This is a genomic window from Psychromonas sp. MB-3u-54 (assembly GCF_002836415.1).
Lineage (GTDB): Bacteria > Pseudomonadota > Gammaproteobacteria > Enterobacterales > Psychromonadaceae > Psychromonas.
Window position 1 is genome coordinate 1 of record NZ_PJBP01000142.1, and the last position, 13,983, is coordinate 13,983.

The window sequence follows — 13,983 nt, forward strand, 5'->3', positions numbered from 1 at the left end:
CCTAATTGAAGATCTGCATCTAATTCAATTTCACCAATCTGCTCGCGGTGCAGTTCAACCACCAGGTTGCCAATCGACGCAAACATACGTTTCACCTGATGGTATTTACCTTCATGAATGGTCAGTAAAACTTCATTATCCGTTAAAATTTCTAATGTTGCAGGTAAGCAGGGGACATTTTCACTTTTCAGCTGTATCCCCTCTTTAAACAAGGTAATTGCATTCTGTTCAACGGGTTGGGCAAGCGTTGCGCGATAGCGTTTACTGCAGTTTCTACGCGGGCTGGTGATCTTATGAGACCATTGCCCGTCATCGGTAATAAGTGCTAAGCCGGTTGTGTCAGCGTCGAGTCGACCTGCAATGCAGAGCTGCTCAGGTTTATCAATCTTTATTAAATTGATAATGCTGGGGAACTGTTCATCAACGGTAGAGCAGATAAAATCTTTCGGTTTGTTGAGCATAATATAACGTGTGCCACGGACATTAATTAAATTACCATCAAAACAGATTGGTGCATTCTCTAATACTTTATAACCCGTATTGCGGAGGATAGTGCCGGCGCTTGTTATACGTCCCTGGATGATGACCTTTTTAGCTTGGCTTCTGGTCATAGTGGTAGACTCACAAATGTATTTATCTAATCTCATTGATTTCCTCTTTTGATAAAGTTAGTGGTTAACTGTTTGATGGTTTCTTTTAAAATATATTGGGCTTGCTTTTTGCCTGTTAAATTGTTTTTTCTGCAAACTTCTGCCCAACTATTATTTTGTAATATTTTCTGGATTGCCAGAAATTGTTGTGCTTTGCTTAAACTGCTTAAATCGCAGTTTAACATTAAATCTATCAGATCGTGTTCAATAAACTCATAGGGTAAATGGCCCTGCGTATAACTGAGTAATGTTGACTGGCCAGATTGCACTTTACTGCTGCTTAATAATAATCTTAAAACCACACCCGCATCTAAATGCTGCAGGTGCCGACTTAATTGGGTGGGCAGTTGCTGTCTGAATTGTTCGACTATTAATTGATGTAACAGATGCGCTTTTTTCGAAAGCGGCAAATTCATTATTAGCGAATGTGTGCCGCTGCTTGCATCTTGACTAAGGCCGATACGTAAGGTGACAAAGTTTCGCTGTTGCCAAAAAGATAATAAATCGGCTGTCGCCCCAAAACTTGTGCAAAGATGATCAAACGCCTGTTTTTTAGTCCAATCAATCAAGTGGTTTATAAACTGTTTTCCGATTCCTTTATTCTGACAGTCAGGGTGAATCGCTATCCGTTGTATTCTGGCATAGGAATTCGATGCCGCTACCTGAAATCGGCTATGGAAAGTTAAAGATTGAGCGATTAAGTGTCCAGGCACACGGCGCGTCCCTTGCCATATTTGCTCGCAGAGTTTGTGGTCAAAATTACCTTCTTCCTTTATAAGGGCAACGCCGAGTATGTTTCCCTGTTGCCTGGCAATAAAAATATGTACTGCACTGTCATTAAGTAATTTTTCCAGATCCGATGGTTTGGTCTGATAGTGCGCCAGAACCAATAAAGAGAAGAGTGATCGTAATAATGTTTTATCGGCTAATAACTGCGCCGGGGTCAATTTGTCAAAGCTAAGCGCCTGTTGTATTTTATAAGCAGGCTGTTGCGACTCTAACTCAGTTAAGCAAATGCTGCCTAGTGTAAAAGCTTCAATGGGATCATTTTTTGCCCAGCGAATAGGCTGGTCCAGATGGCGCTTTCGCCACTGGGGAGCCAATTGTGTTAAGCGTTTTTGAAAACGCAGTGCAAATCCTCTTCCCGAGCCTTCATAACCATGCAGCGTAGTGGCGAAAACAATGCGCGAGTAATGAATCACTAAGGCTTCTAATGTGGGCACGGGTAATGCGGCGGCCTCATCAATAATTAATAGATCACATTGAGGATATTCATCAAGCAGGGTATCTGCTGCAATAAATTGAATACAACCTTGATCTGTTATTGTTGTGCCGCTTTGCGGATGCACCGATTTTAGAATTAAGTTTGCATGTCTGAATAACGTGGCGGTCGCCTGCTTATTCGGCGCGCAGACCAGAATTTTTTTAATTCTGGATTCACTTAATAGTTGTGCGGCAGCGATCCCAAGCGCGGCGGATTTTCCCCTGCCTCTATTAGCGGTTAAAACCAGAGGCCTTCGGCGGTGCCCGGTGACTGTTTTAATAATTTCCTGAACCGCAGTATTTTGCTCGCTAAGGTTAAGCGCAGGTTGTTTATCGATAATAGGGTGGTTGTTTGTAAAGTCGGGTAAGGGGAGGCCCTGCTTCAGGGTGAGAAAGTTGTAATGTTGTAATTGTGCATTTATATATTGGTAAAAAAGATCTTCGTGTGGAATTTCTGTCGGTGATAACAGAATTAATAATCCGCCTCCCCGCAACGACCCTTCAGCGGCGGCAAATTGATTGCTGTCAAAAGCCATGTGAGCATTAATAACAAGTAAGGAGGTTTCTTGTCCTAAAATTTGTTTGTATGAAATAGTGTTATTGGCAATCGGGCCTGCGCCGCACCAAAAATAGGGACGTTGCAGCTCAGCAATGATTTTTTGGGTTAGGGTAAAGCACCAATTCAAGTCACCCTGCAGACGTAACAATTGGCGATGGTTTTGAATTTTTGCATGATCGCAAAGATGGTTAAGCAAAGATAAAAGTGCCGGCACGAAAATCCCCATGTGTGTATTTGACCGTGTGTATTTGACCGTGAGTATATACCCAGACTGGGACTGTCACTGTCAAGCTAAGAGTGCTTTGTTGGTAAGCGGATTAATAATAATCGAGATCCAAGCAAGATAACAGCAGGATTATTTTGAGATTTGTTTAAAAAACTACCAATAAAACCTTGTTTTCATCCACCAATACTGTATTATGCTCGCACCTACCGATATGGTAGACGGGTTAAATCCCATAACTGATTTGAATCAGTTATTAAAATGACTCCCGATTTGGGAGCTACTAGTTTGAATGAGCACTTGGGATCTATCTTGTATAGACCACTAGGTGTTTGTTTGTATGTTGTATTTTTAACTATTGGAGTTTTGGTCCATGCAGAACCAAAGAATCCGTATCCGCCTTAAAGCTTTTGATCATAAACTGATCGATCAATCAACGGCGGAGATCGTTGAAACTGCAAAGCGCACAGGTGCTCAGGTACGTGGTCCTATCCCACTACCTACTCGTAAAGAGCGTTTCACAATATTGGTATCACCGCATGTAAACAAAGATGCTCGTGACCAATATGAGATTCGCACTCACAAGCGCTTGATTGATATCGTAGAACCAACTGAAAAGACTGTTGACGCACTGATGAAGCTAGATTTAGCTGCAGGCGTTGATGTTCAGATTAGTTTGGGCTAGAAAGGAGTTGACACAATGACAATCGGTCTCATAGGTCGTAAAGTTGGTATGACTCGCGTCTTCACTGAAGATGGTGTTTCTATCCCAGTTACAGTTCTTGAATGTTCACCTAATCGTGTTACTCAAGTTAAAACACTTGATACTGATGGCTACCAAGCTCTTCAAGTAACAGCTGGCTCGAAAAAAGCTAGCCGTGTAAACAAGCCAGAAGCTGGTCACTTTGCGAAAGCAGGTGTAGAAGCTGGCCGTGGTCTGTGGGAGTTTACTCTTGCTGACAACGAAGGTGCAGATATCAAAGTAGGTGCTGAGCTAAGCGTTGAGCTTTTCAACGAAATTAATAAAGTAGATGTTACTGGTCAGTCTAAAGGTAAAGGTTTTCAAGGCGCTATTAAGCGTTGGAATTTCTCTATGCAAGACGCGACTCACGGTAACTCTGTTAGCCATCGTGCTCCAGGTTCAATTGGCCAATGTCAAACTCCGGGTCGCGTATTTAAAGGCAAGAAGATGGCTGGTCATATGGGTGCTGAGCGTGTTACGACTCAAAACCTTGAAGTTGTTCGCGTAGACATTGAACGCAATTTACTGCTCGTTAAAGGTGCAGTAGCTGGTGCGAAGAATGGCGACGTAATCATTAAACCTGCTGTTAAAGCATAGCCGAGGAGTTGATAATGGAATTGGTATTGAAAGATGCACAAAGTGCTCTTGAAGTTTCTGAAACTACCTTTGGACGTGAATTCAACGAAGCCCTAGTTCATCAGGTAGTCGTTGCATATGCAGCTGGTGCTCGTCAAGGTACTCGTGCTCAGAAAACCCGTAGTGATGTTAGTGGTGGTGGTAAAAAACCATGGCGTCAAAAGGGTACTGGTCGCGCTCGTTCTGGTACAATCCGCAGCCCTATTTGGGTTGGTGGTGGTGTTACTTTTGCTGCACGTCCTCAGGACCACAGTCAAAAAGTAAACAAAAAAATGTATCGTGGCGCAGTGAAAAGTATCCTTTCTGAGTTAGTTCGTCAGGATCGTCTAATCGTTGTAGAAAAATTTAGTGTTGAAGCTCCGAAAACTCAAGAGCTAAAAGCTAAATTAAAAGAACTGGATCTGAAAGATGTTCTAATCATTACTGAAGAATTAGATGAAAATCTATTCTTAGCAGCACGTAACCTTTACAAAGTAGATGTTCGTGATGTTCAAGGTATTGATCCAGTTAGCCTAATCGCATTTGATAAAGTTTTAGTAACTGCAGCAGCAGTGAAAAAGATTGAGGAGAGCCTAACATGATCAGTGAAGCACGTTTACTGCAAGTTATACTAGCCCCGCATATCTCTGAAAAGGGAACTTTATCTGCTGAGAACCATAACACTATGGTATTCAAAGTTGCAGGTACTGCGACTAAAGCAGAAATCAAAGCGGCAGTTCAGAAATTGTTTGAAGTCGAAGTTACTGGTGTTCGCACACTGAACGTGAAGGGTAAAACCAAGCGTACAGGTCAACGTGTTGGTCGCCGTAGCGACTGGAAAAAAGCATACGTTAGCCTAGTTGAAGGTGCAGACATCGATTTCGCTGGCGCTGAATAGAGGAATTATAGATGGCTATTGTAAAATGTAAGCCTACCTCTCCAGGTCGTCGCCACTTAGTAAAAGTGGTAAACAACGATCTGCATAAAGGTAAACCATTCGCGGCACTTTTAGAGTCTAAATCTAAATCTGGTGGCCGTAATAATGGTGGTCGTATTACGGTTCGTCACATCGGTGGTGGTCACAAACAACACTACCGTATTGTTGACTTTAAACGTAATAAAGATGGTATCCCGGCAAAAGTAGAGCGTTTGGAATATGATCCAAACCGTAGCGCAAATATTGCACTAGTACTTTACGCTGATGGTGAACGTCGCTACATCCTTGCTCCAAAGGGCTTGGTTGCTGGTGATCAAATCATATCTGGTGAAGATGCATCAATCAAAGTAGGTAACTGCTTACCGATGCGTAATATCCCAGTGGGTACAACTGTACACGCGGTTGAGATGAAACCTGCTAAAGGAGCTCAAATTGCTCGTTCAGCTGGTGCATACAGCCAAATTGTAGCTCGTGATGGTGCTTATGTAACTCTACGTTTACGTAGTGGTGAAATGCGTAAGATCCCTACTGAGTGTCGTGCAACAATCGGTGAAGTTGGTAATGCAGAACATATGCTACGCCAATTAGGTAAAGCAGGTGCTACGCGTTGGCGTGGTGTTCGTCCTACCGTTCGTGGTGTTGTAATGAACCCAGTAGATCACCCACATGGTGGTGGTGAAGGTAAATCAAGTGGTGGTCGTCACCCTGTTTCACCTTGGGGTATGCCAACTAAAGGCTACAAAACTCGTAAGAACAAAGGTACTGATCAGTATATTGTTCGTCGTCGTAATAAGAAATAAGCAGAGGTATCGCCATGCCACGTTCTCTCAAGAAAGGTCCCTTCATTGACCTGCACTTGCTGAAGAAGGTAGAGAAAGCGATGGAAAGCGGAGAGAAGAAGCCGATTAAGACTTGGTCTCGCCGTTCAATGATCATTCCAGATATGATTGGTTTGACCATCGCTGTCCATAACGGGCGTCAACACGTACCAGTATTTGTAACTGACGAAATGGTCGGTCAAAAACTGGGTGAATTTGCACCAACGCGTACTTACCGAGGCCACACCTCGGATAAGAAAACGAAGAAGAAATAGGAGATATTATGGAAGCTTTAGCTAAACATCTATATGCTCGTTCTTCGGCTCAGAAAGCGCGCCTGGTGGCAGATCAAGTACGTGGTCTTCCAGTAGAAAAAGCACTAGAACTTTTATCATACAGCCCTAAGAAAGCTGCTGTATTAATTAAAAAAGTTGTAGATTCTGCAATTGCAAACGCCGAGCATAATGAAGGCGCTGATATTGATGAACTAGTTATCACAAAAATTTGTGTTGACGAAGGTCCAACAATGAAGCGCATCATGCCGCGTGCGAAAGGCCGTGCCGATCGCATAATGAAGCGTTCTTGCCATATCACAGTCGTGGTATCAGACAGGGGTTAAACAATGGGACAGAAAGTTCATCCTAACGGTATTCGCCTAGGTATCACTAAAGCATTTAGCTCTACTTGGTATGCAGGCAAGAAAGATTTCGCAGCTAACTTATTTAGTGACTTTGAAATCCGAAAATTCTTAACAGAGAAACTGAAAAATGCTTCTTTGTCTAAGATTACAATTGAACGCCCAGCTAAAAGTGTTCGTGTGACTATTCACACTGCACGTCCAGGTGTTGTAATTGGTAAAAAAGGTGAAGATGTTGAGAAGCTACGCACAGCTATTGCTAAAATGGCCGGCGTTCCTGCTCAAATCAACATTTCAGAGGTTCGTAAACCTGAACTTGACGCAAAACTAGTAGCAGATTCAATCTCTTCTCAGTTAGAACGTCGTGTAATGTTCCGTCGTGCAATGAAGCGTGCAGTACAAAATGCTATGCGTCTTGGCGCTAAAGGCATTAAAGTTCAAGTTGGTGGTCGTTTAGGTGGTGCAGAAATCGCACGCTCTGAATGGTATCGTGAAGGTCGTGTACCTCTACATACTCTTCGTGCTGATATCGATTACTCAACTTCAGAAGCGCATACTGTTTACGGTATTATTGGTGTTAAGGTTTGGATTTTCAAAGGTGAAGTTCTCGGTGGTTTACCACTGCAAGTAGAAGAGCAACAGCCATCTAAACCAAAGCGCAAAAGCCGCGGTAAGTAGGAGATACGCTAATGATGCAACCAAAACGTATGAAGTTCCGTAAAATGTTCAAGGGCCGCAACCGTGGTCTTTCGAAAGGTACGGAAGTAAGCTTTGGCGAATTTGGACTAAAAGCTGTTGGTCGTGGTCGAATTACTGCTCGTCAAATCGAAGCAGCACGTCGTGCTATGACTCGTCACGTCAAACGTCAAGGCAAAATCTGGATCCGAGTATTTCCTGATAAACCCATTACCGGCAAACCGTTAGAAGTTCGTCAAGGTAAAGGTAAAGGTAATGTTGAGTACTATGTTGCTCAAACTCAGCCAGGTAAAGTCCTTTATGAAATGGAAGGTGTTCCTGAGAAATTAGCTCGCGAAGCATTTGCTCTTGCAGCAGCTAAACTTCCTTTGGCAACCACTTTCGTAACTCGTAAGGTGATGTAATGAAAGCTAACGAACTTAAAGAAAAAAGCGTTGAAGAGCTTAATGCTGAACTTCTAAAGCTATTACGTGAGCAATTTGACTTACGTATGCAGTTAAACACAGATCAGTTAGCGCAGGCACACTTGGTTAAACAAGTACGCCGTGACATCGCCCGTGTTAAGACAGTATTAAATCAGAAGGCAGGTGCGTAATGAGCGAATCTAGAACTCGTACTCTTCAAGGAAAAGTGATCAGTGCAAAGATGGATAAATCTATCGTTGTTGCTATCGAACGTAAAGTGAAGCACCCGTTATACGGCAAATTCATGAGACGTACGACTAAGCTACATGTGCATGATGAAACTAATCAATGTAGTGAAGGTGACACTGTTTTAATCAGTGAATGCCGTCCACTTTCTAAGACTAAGTCTTGGACATTGGTAGAAATCGTAAATAAAGTTTAATATTAAACCTTATTTATATATGTATAAACGGCATCTTTTCCAAAGGTGCCGTTTTTTTAGACTATCTTTCTCATAAAGTTGTGGTATTATGCCTCACCCTGAAACAGCGGGTAAACAACTCTTAGTGAGTAATCATAGTAAAATAGCGGAGCACTGTAATGATCCAAATGCAAAGTGTGCTGGATGTCGCCGATAACTCAGGCGCCCGACGCGTAATGTGTATTAAGGTCCTTGGTGGCTCGCACCGCCGTTATGCAGCAATAGGTGATATCATCAAAGTTACCGTGAAGGAAGCAATTCCTCGTGGTAAAGTTAAAAAAGGTGATGTTCATTCAGCTGTGGTTGTGCGTACCAGAAAAGGTGTACGTCGTCCCGATGGTGCTGTCATTCGATTTGATCGAAATGCAGCGGTTATGTTGAACGCAAACAACCAGCCTATCGGCACACGTATCTTTGGCCCTGTAACTCGTGAACTTCGTAATGAAAAATTTATGAAGATTGTTTCACTGGCGCCAGAAGTACTGTAAGGAACCGAAAATGGCAGTTAAAATAAAGCGTGATGATCAAGTAATTGTGATTACTGGTAAAGATAAAGGTAAAACTGGAACAATTAAAACAGTTTTGTCTAACGGTAAAATAATTATTGAAGGTGTAAACACTGTTAAGAAACACCAAAAGCCAAATCCGCAAGCGGATGTAGCTGGTGGTATTATTGAACAGTCGGCACCAATGCAAATATCAAATGTTGCGATCCTTAACTCGGTAACGGGTAAAGCGGATCGTGTTGGATTTAGACTTGAAGACGGCAAAAAAGTGCGTTTTTTCAAATCTAATAATGAACTTGTGAAGTAACTGGAGTTTACGATGGCGAAACTGCATGATTTCTATAAAGACAACGTGGTGTCTGATTTGCAAAAGCAATTCGGCTATACGTCTGTCATGCAAGTCCCTCGAATAGAGAAAATCACCCTGAACATGGGTGTTGGTGAAGCACTGGCTGATAAAAAAGTCCTAGAGAACGCAGCGTCAGATATGGCAGCTATCTCAGGTCAAAAGCCACTAATCACTAAAGCACGCCGCTCTGTGGCTGGCTTCAAAATTCGTGAAGGCTACCCGATTGGTTGTAAAGTAACTCTACGTGGGTCACGTATGTGGGAATTTTTTGAGCGTTTGGTAACAATCGCTATTCCACGTGTACGTGATTTCCGTGGCCTGAATGCTAAGTCATTCGATGGTCGTGGTAACTACAGTATGGGTGTACGTGAGCAAATCATTTTCCCTGAAATCGATTACGATAAAGTTGATAAAGTACGTGGTTTAGACATCACAATTACTACTTCAGCTAAGACTGATGAAGAAGGGCGTGCATTACTGTCTGCCTTTAACTTCCCATTCCGTAAGTAAGGTGATAAGCAATGGCTAAACAATCAATGAAAGCGCGTGAAGTAAAACGTGCGAAGCTAGTTGTTAAATTCGCAGAGCAACGCGCAACTTTAAAAGCAACTATTAACGATGTAAATGCAACTGATGAAGACCGTTGGAGTGCAATGTTAAAGCTTCAAACGCTACCTCGTGATTCAAGCCCAGTACGTAAACGTAATCGTTGTAGCGTTACTGGTCGTCCACATGGTTTTCTTCGTAAATTTGGCATGAGCCGTATCAAGGTTCGTGAGCATATGATGCGTGGAGAAATCCCTGGCCTTAAGAAAGCCAGCTGGTAATCAATTAATCACGGAGTAGAAAGTTATGAGCATGCAAGATCCTATTTCGGATATGCTTACGCGTATTCGTAACGGTCAAGCAGCAAGCAAAGTGTCTGTAAAGATGCCTTCTTCTAAGCAAAAAGTTGCAATTGCAGCTGTGCTTAAAGCAGAAGGTTACGTTACAGAGTTCGTTGTTGCTGGTGACACAAAGCCTGAATTAGAAGTTACTTTAAAGTACTTTGAAGGCAAAAAAGTTATCGATACTATTAAACGAGTTAGCCGCCCAGGTCTGCGTATCTATAAAGGTGCAAATGATCTTCCTAAGGTAATGGCTGGTTTAGGTATCGCTATTATTTCAACTTCACATGGTGTTATGACTGACCGTGCTGCGCGTAAAGCGAGCATCGGTGGTGAGATCATCTGTTACGTATCATAAGGAAGTAGTCTATGTCACGTATAGCTAAGGCACCGATTACTGTACCTTCTGGCGTTGAAGTTGTAGTAACTGGTCAAAACGTTGCTGTTAAAGGCAATAAAGGCGAATTAGTTCGTCTTCTTAATGATGCTGTTGTTGTTAAGCTTGAAGACGGTGTGATTCGATTCGCACCAGCAGAAGGCTTTAAAGACGGTTGGGCACAAGCAGGTACTGCTCGTGCTAACGTTAACAACATGGTGTTAGGTGTAACTGAAGGCTTTAAGAAGACACTTCTTCTTCAAGGCGTTGGTTACCGTGCACAAGTTGCGGGAACAGTAGTAAATCTAACATTAGGTTTCTCTCACCCGGTTGCTTATCAATTACCTGAAGGTATTACTGCTGTGGCCAAAAGCCAAACAGAAATCATCCTTGAAGGTGCTGATAAACAAACTGTAGGTCAAGCAGCTGCAAAGATTCGTGCATTCCGTCCGCCAGAACCTTATAAAGGTAAAGGTGTTCGTTACGCTAATGAAATCGTGCGTCGTAAAGAAGCGAAGAAAAAGTAAGGTAGAATTATGGATAAGAAAGCATCTCGTCTACGTCGTGCTACTCGCACACGTAAGAAGTTACAAGAGCTTGGTGCAACTCGTCTTGTGATTAACCGTACACCTCGCCATACTTACGCGCAGGTAATTACAGCGGACGCACAAGTCGTAGCAAGCGCTTCTACATTAGAAAAAGAAGTGCGTGCACAAATCAGTAACGGTGGTAATAAAGAAGCAGCTCAGCTAATTGGTAAATTAGTTGCAGAACGTGCGGTAGAGAAAGGAATTTCTAAAATTTCTTTTGACCGTAGCGGTTTCCAATACCACGGTCGTGTAGCAGCACTAGCTGAAGCAGCTCGTGAAGCTGGACTCCAGTTCTAAGGGAAAAGATGATGGCAAAAGTAGAATCTCAAACCGGTGACCTGAACGAAAAGCTAATCGCAGTAAACCGTGTTGCAAAAGTAGTTAAAGGTGGTCGCATCTTTAGCTTTACAGCACTAACTGTAGTTGGTGATGGTAATGGTCGTGTTGGTTTCGGTTACGGTAAAGCACGTGAAGTTCCTGCAGCTATTCAAAAAGCTATGGAAAAAGCACGTCGCAATATCCGCGATGTCCAATTAAAAGGTAACACTCTGCAGCATCCTATCAAGGGCCGTCATTCAGGCTCTAAGGTATATATGCAACCAGCCTCTGAAGGTACTGGTATTATTGCAGGTGGTGCAATGCGTGCCGTATTAGAAGTTGTAGGTGTACAAAACGTATTATCTAAAGCTTACGGCTCAACTAACCCAATTAACGTTGTTCGCGCTACGCTTGACGCCCTAGAGAATATGAATTCTCCAGAGCAGATTGCAGCTAAGCGTGGCCTAAGTGTTAATGAATTACTGGGGTAATTAAGCATGGCTACTATTAAAGTAACACAAGTTAAAAGTGCTATTGGCCGTTTACCAAAGCACCGTGCAACAATCGTAGGTCTAGGCCTACGTCGCATCAATCATACTGTCGAGTTGGAAGATACCCCAGCAGTACGCGGTATGGTTAATAAAGTTCATTATATGGTTAAGGTTGAGGGGTAATTATGAAATTAAATACTCTATCTCCAGCAGCAGGCGCTAAGCACGCTGCTAAACGTGTAGGTCGTGGTATCGGCTCTGGACTTGGCAAAACTTGTGGCCGTGGTCACAAGGGTCAAAAGTCTCGTTCAGGCGGTTCTATACGTCCAGGTTTTGAAGGCGGTCAAATGCCTTTGAAACAGCGTTTACCAAAATTTGGTTTTACATCACGTAAATCTCTTGTTAGCGGTGAAGTTCGTTTGAACGAAATCGCTAAAGTTGACGGTGATGTAGTAACTATAGAAACGTTGAAACAGGCTGGTCTACTTGTAAACACTGTTAAGTTTGCAAAAGTAGTTCTTTCTGGTGAGATCTCTCGTTCAGTTACAGTACAAGGCCTTCGCGTTACTAAAGGTGCTCGTGCTGCAATTGAAGCTGCAGGCGGAAAAATCGAGGAATAATAGGCAATGGCTAAGAAACCAGGATTAGATCCTAAAGCGGCACAGGGCAATAAATTAAGCGAGCTTAAAACACGACTTTTGTTTGTTTTAGGTGCTATTTTAGTGTTCCGTGCAGGTTCTTTTGTTCCAATTCCTGGTATTGACGCCGCTGTCTTGGCTGATCTGTTCCAACAGCAAAAGGGCACCATCATAGAAATGTTTAACATGTTCTCGGGTGGTGCGCTTGCGCGTGCATCTATCTTCGCATTGGGTATTATGCCGTATATTTCGGCCTCTATTATTATCCAATTGATGACCGTTGTTCATCCTCCTTTAGCTGAGCTAAAAAAAGAGGGCGAATCAGGCCGTCGTAAGATAAATCAATACACGCGCTACGCTACTTTGGTATTAGGTACATTCCAAGCAATTGGTATTGCGACTGGTTTGCCAACGATGATGCCCGGACTTGTTGAAAATGCAGGCCCGAGCTTTTACATCACGGCAGTTGTGAGTCTAGTGACAGGAACTATGTTCCTTATGTGGTTAGGCGAGCAAATAACAGAACGTGGTATTGGTAATGGTATTTCTATCATTATCTTTGTAGGTATTATTGCAGGTTTGCCTAGCGCAATTGGGCAAACAGTAGAGCAAGCACGACAAGGTGAGATTCATCTTCTCGTGTTATTAGCATTAATCGTTATCGTTTTTGCGACAACCGCATTTGTTGTGTTTATTGAGCGTGGTCAACGACGAATCGTTGTTAATTACGCTAAACGTCAACAAGGGCGAAAAGTTTTTGCTGCTCAAAGCACACACCTGCCATTAAAATTAAATATGGCTGGTGTTATTCCTGCAATCTTTGCTTCAAGTGTTATCTTATTTCCAGGTACAATCGCGCAGTGGTTCGGTCAGACTGAAGGTTTAGGTTGGTTAACGGATGTTTCATTGGCTTTACAGCCAGGGCAACCGTTGCATATGATGTTATATGCTGCCGCTATTATCTTCTTTTGCTTCTTTTATACTGCATTGACGTTTAATCCACGTGAAACAGCAGATAATCTGAAGAAAAGCGGTGCCTTTATTCCAGGTATACGTCCCGGAGAACAAACATCACGTTACATTGATAAAGTAATGACCCGTTTAACACTAGCTGGTGCGTTATATATTACCTTTATCTGTTTGATTCCCGAGTTTATGATGGTGGCAATGAATACGCAGTTCTACTTCGGTGGTACTTCGTTATTAATTATTGTAGTTGTTATCATGGACTTTATGGCACAGGTTCAGACTCATTTGATGTCTAATCAATATGACTCTGTCTTGAAAAAAGCTAACTTGAAGGATTACGGTAAATAAACCGATTCTCAAGTTATACTAACTACGGAGTGTTGCAATGAAAGTTCGTGCATCCGTTAAAAAAATCTGTCGTAACTGCAAAGTTATCAAGCGCCACGGTGTGGTGCGTGTTATCTGTGTAGAGCCAAAGCATAAACAGCGCCAAGGCTAAAATAGATTTTGGATATCAAAAGCTTAGGTGATTATATTGCCTAAGCTTTGTTTTGTTTGCTAAATTATCATTTGTCGAGTATCCTACCGGGCTTTTCACAAATGAATCGTTAACTTTTTAAGGAGTGCATAGTGGCCCGTATCGCTGGCATTAACGTTCCTGATCATAAGCATGCTGTGATTGCATTAACTGCAATTTTTGGTATCGGTAAAACTCGCTCACAGATAATCTGTGCAGCGTCAGGTATTGCTGAATCAACAAAGCTTAAAGATCTGGATGAGACACAAATCGAAGCTCTTCGTACAGAAGTAGCTACGTTCACCGTTGAAGGTGAC

The 13,983-nt window shown here is 42.6% G+C and carries 26 protein-coding genes; 24 read left to right on the forward strand and 2 right to left on the reverse strand.

What is annotated here, in order from left to right; translation table 11 throughout:
* Together CXF72_RS10855 and CXF72_RS10860 are read right to left on the reverse strand one after the other, a co-directional pair.
* Positions 1–647: pseudouridine synthase (locus CXF72_RS10855; RefSeq protein WP_101039047.1), on the reverse strand; the 647-nt coding region annotated here is incomplete at its 3' end.
* Positions 644–2,686, reverse strand: a complete 2,043-nt coding sequence (locus CXF72_RS10860; RefSeq protein WP_101039048.1) for a tRNA(Met) cytidine acetyltransferase TmcA — start codon at positions 2,684–2,686, stop codon at positions 644–646. The genes CXF72_RS10855 and CXF72_RS10860, both read right to left, overlap by 4 nt.
* 382 nt (positions 2,687–3,068) lie before the next feature.
* On the opposite strand from CXF72_RS10860, the gene rpsJ reads away from it, so the two are divergent.
* The 24 genes from rpsJ to rpsM form a co-directional block, all read left to right on the forward strand.
* Positions 3,069–3,380, forward strand: coding sequence for a 30S ribosomal protein S10 (gene rpsJ / locus CXF72_RS10865; RefSeq protein ID WP_011771756.1), 312 nt, complete (start codon positions 3,069–3,071; stop codon positions 3,378–3,380).
* A 15-nt stretch (positions 3,381–3,395) separates the two neighbouring features.
* Complete coding sequence (rplC, locus tag CXF72_RS10870) at positions 3,396–4,034, forward strand: 50S ribosomal protein L3 (RefSeq protein ID WP_011771755.1); 639 nt, start codon at positions 3,396–3,398, stop codon at positions 4,032–4,034.
* 14 nt (positions 4,035–4,048) lie between these two features.
* Positions 4,049–4,654, forward strand: coding sequence for a 50S ribosomal protein L4 (gene rplD / locus CXF72_RS10875; protein WP_011771754.1), 606 nt, complete (start codon positions 4,049–4,051; stop codon positions 4,652–4,654).
* Positions 4,651–4,950, forward strand: coding sequence for a 50S ribosomal protein L23 (rplW, locus tag CXF72_RS10880; protein WP_011771753.1), 300 nt, complete (start codon positions 4,651–4,653; stop codon positions 4,948–4,950). The genes rplD and rplW overlap by 4 nt, the downstream gene beginning before the upstream one ends.
* 11 nt (positions 4,951–4,961) lie before the next feature.
* Positions 4,962–5,789: a 50S ribosomal protein L2 gene (rplB, locus tag CXF72_RS10885; protein WP_101039050.1), complete on the forward strand. Its 828-nt coding sequence runs from the start codon at positions 4,962–4,964 to the stop codon at positions 5,787–5,789.
* A gap of 14 nt (positions 5,790–5,803) precedes the next feature.
* The gene (gene rpsS, locus CXF72_RS10890) at positions 5,804–6,082 is read left to right on the forward strand and encodes a 30S ribosomal protein S19 (RefSeq protein ID WP_011771751.1); all 279 of its coding nucleotides are present in this window, start codon (positions 5,804–5,806) and stop codon (positions 6,080–6,082) included.
* A gap of 8 nt (positions 6,083–6,090) precedes the next feature.
* A complete protein-coding gene (gene rplV / locus CXF72_RS10895) occupies positions 6,091–6,426 on the forward strand; it encodes a 50S ribosomal protein L22 (RefSeq protein ID WP_011771750.1) in 336 nt (111 codons plus the stop codon).
* Between the two features lie 3 nt (positions 6,427–6,429).
* A complete protein-coding gene (gene rpsC, locus CXF72_RS10900; protein WP_011771749.1) occupies positions 6,430–7,122 on the forward strand; it encodes a 30S ribosomal protein S3 in 693 nt (230 codons plus the stop codon).
* Between the two features lie 11 nt (positions 7,123–7,133).
* Positions 7,134–7,544, forward strand: coding sequence for a 50S ribosomal protein L16 (rplP, locus tag CXF72_RS10905; RefSeq protein ID WP_011771748.1), 411 nt, complete (start codon positions 7,134–7,136; stop codon positions 7,542–7,544).
* The gene (rpmC, locus tag CXF72_RS10910) at positions 7,544–7,735 is read left to right on the forward strand and encodes a 50S ribosomal protein L29 (RefSeq protein ID WP_101039052.1); all 192 of its coding nucleotides are present in this window, start codon (positions 7,544–7,546) and stop codon (positions 7,733–7,735) included. The genes rplP and rpmC overlap by 1 nt, the downstream gene beginning before the upstream one ends.
* Complete coding sequence (gene rpsQ, locus CXF72_RS10915) at positions 7,735–7,986, forward strand: 30S ribosomal protein S17 (RefSeq protein WP_011771746.1); 252 nt, start codon at positions 7,735–7,737, stop codon at positions 7,984–7,986. The genes rpmC and rpsQ overlap by 1 nt, the downstream gene beginning before the upstream one ends.
* Before the next feature lie 158 nt (positions 7,987–8,144).
* On the forward strand, positions 8,145–8,513 hold the full coding sequence (gene rplN, locus CXF72_RS10920; RefSeq protein WP_011771745.1) for a 50S ribosomal protein L14: 369 nt from the start codon (positions 8,145–8,147) through the stop codon (positions 8,511–8,513).
* Between the two features lie 10 nt (positions 8,514–8,523).
* Complete coding sequence (gene rplX / locus CXF72_RS10925; protein WP_101039054.1) at positions 8,524–8,838, forward strand: 50S ribosomal protein L24; 315 nt, start codon at positions 8,524–8,526, stop codon at positions 8,836–8,838.
* A gap of 12 nt (positions 8,839–8,850) precedes the next feature.
* The gene (gene rplE, locus CXF72_RS10930) at positions 8,851–9,390 is read left to right on the forward strand and encodes a 50S ribosomal protein L5 (RefSeq protein WP_101039056.1); all 540 of its coding nucleotides are present in this window, start codon (positions 8,851–8,853) and stop codon (positions 9,388–9,390) included.
* An 11-nt stretch (positions 9,391–9,401) separates the two neighbouring features.
* Complete coding sequence (gene rpsN / locus CXF72_RS10935; RefSeq protein ID WP_101039058.1) at positions 9,402–9,707, forward strand: 30S ribosomal protein S14; 306 nt, start codon at positions 9,402–9,404, stop codon at positions 9,705–9,707.
* A gap of 25 nt (positions 9,708–9,732) precedes the next feature.
* Entirely contained in the window at positions 9,733–10,125 is a 393-nt protein-coding gene (rpsH, locus tag CXF72_RS10940; protein ID WP_011771741.1) for a 30S ribosomal protein S8, read from the forward strand.
* A gap of 11 nt (positions 10,126–10,136) precedes the next feature.
* Complete coding sequence (rplF, locus tag CXF72_RS10945; RefSeq protein WP_101039060.1) at positions 10,137–10,670, forward strand: 50S ribosomal protein L6; 534 nt, start codon at positions 10,137–10,139, stop codon at positions 10,668–10,670.
* Between the two features lie 9 nt (positions 10,671–10,679).
* The gene (rplR, locus tag CXF72_RS10950) at positions 10,680–11,030 is read left to right on the forward strand and encodes a 50S ribosomal protein L18 (protein WP_011771739.1); all 351 of its coding nucleotides are present in this window, start codon (positions 10,680–10,682) and stop codon (positions 11,028–11,030) included.
* Between the two features lie 11 nt (positions 11,031–11,041).
* Positions 11,042–11,542 (forward strand): 30S ribosomal protein S5, encoded by a 501-nt coding sequence (gene rpsE / locus CXF72_RS10955; protein WP_041766691.1) that lies wholly within the window; start codon positions 11,042–11,044, stop codon positions 11,540–11,542.
* 6 nt (positions 11,543–11,548) lie between these two features.
* Entirely contained in the window at positions 11,549–11,725 is a 177-nt protein-coding gene (gene rpmD / locus CXF72_RS10960; RefSeq protein ID WP_101039062.1) for a 50S ribosomal protein L30, read from the forward strand.
* A 2-nt stretch (positions 11,726–11,727) separates the two neighbouring features.
* A complete protein-coding gene (gene rplO / locus CXF72_RS10965; RefSeq protein ID WP_101039063.1) occupies positions 11,728–12,162 on the forward strand; it encodes a 50S ribosomal protein L15 in 435 nt (144 codons plus the stop codon).
* A 6-nt stretch (positions 12,163–12,168) separates the two neighbouring features.
* Entirely contained in the window at positions 12,169–13,497 is a 1,329-nt protein-coding gene (gene secY / locus CXF72_RS10970; RefSeq protein WP_101039065.1) for a preprotein translocase subunit SecY, read from the forward strand.
* 37 nt (positions 13,498–13,534) lie between these two features.
* Positions 13,535–13,648 (forward strand): 50S ribosomal protein L36, encoded by a 114-nt coding sequence (rpmJ, locus tag CXF72_RS10975; RefSeq protein WP_011770886.1) that lies wholly within the window; start codon positions 13,535–13,537, stop codon positions 13,646–13,648.
* Between the two features lie 131 nt (positions 13,649–13,779).
* Positions 13,780–13,983, forward strand: a 204-nt coding sequence (rpsM, locus tag CXF72_RS10980; protein WP_101038852.1) for a 30S ribosomal protein S13, incomplete at its 3' end; no start/stop codon positions are given.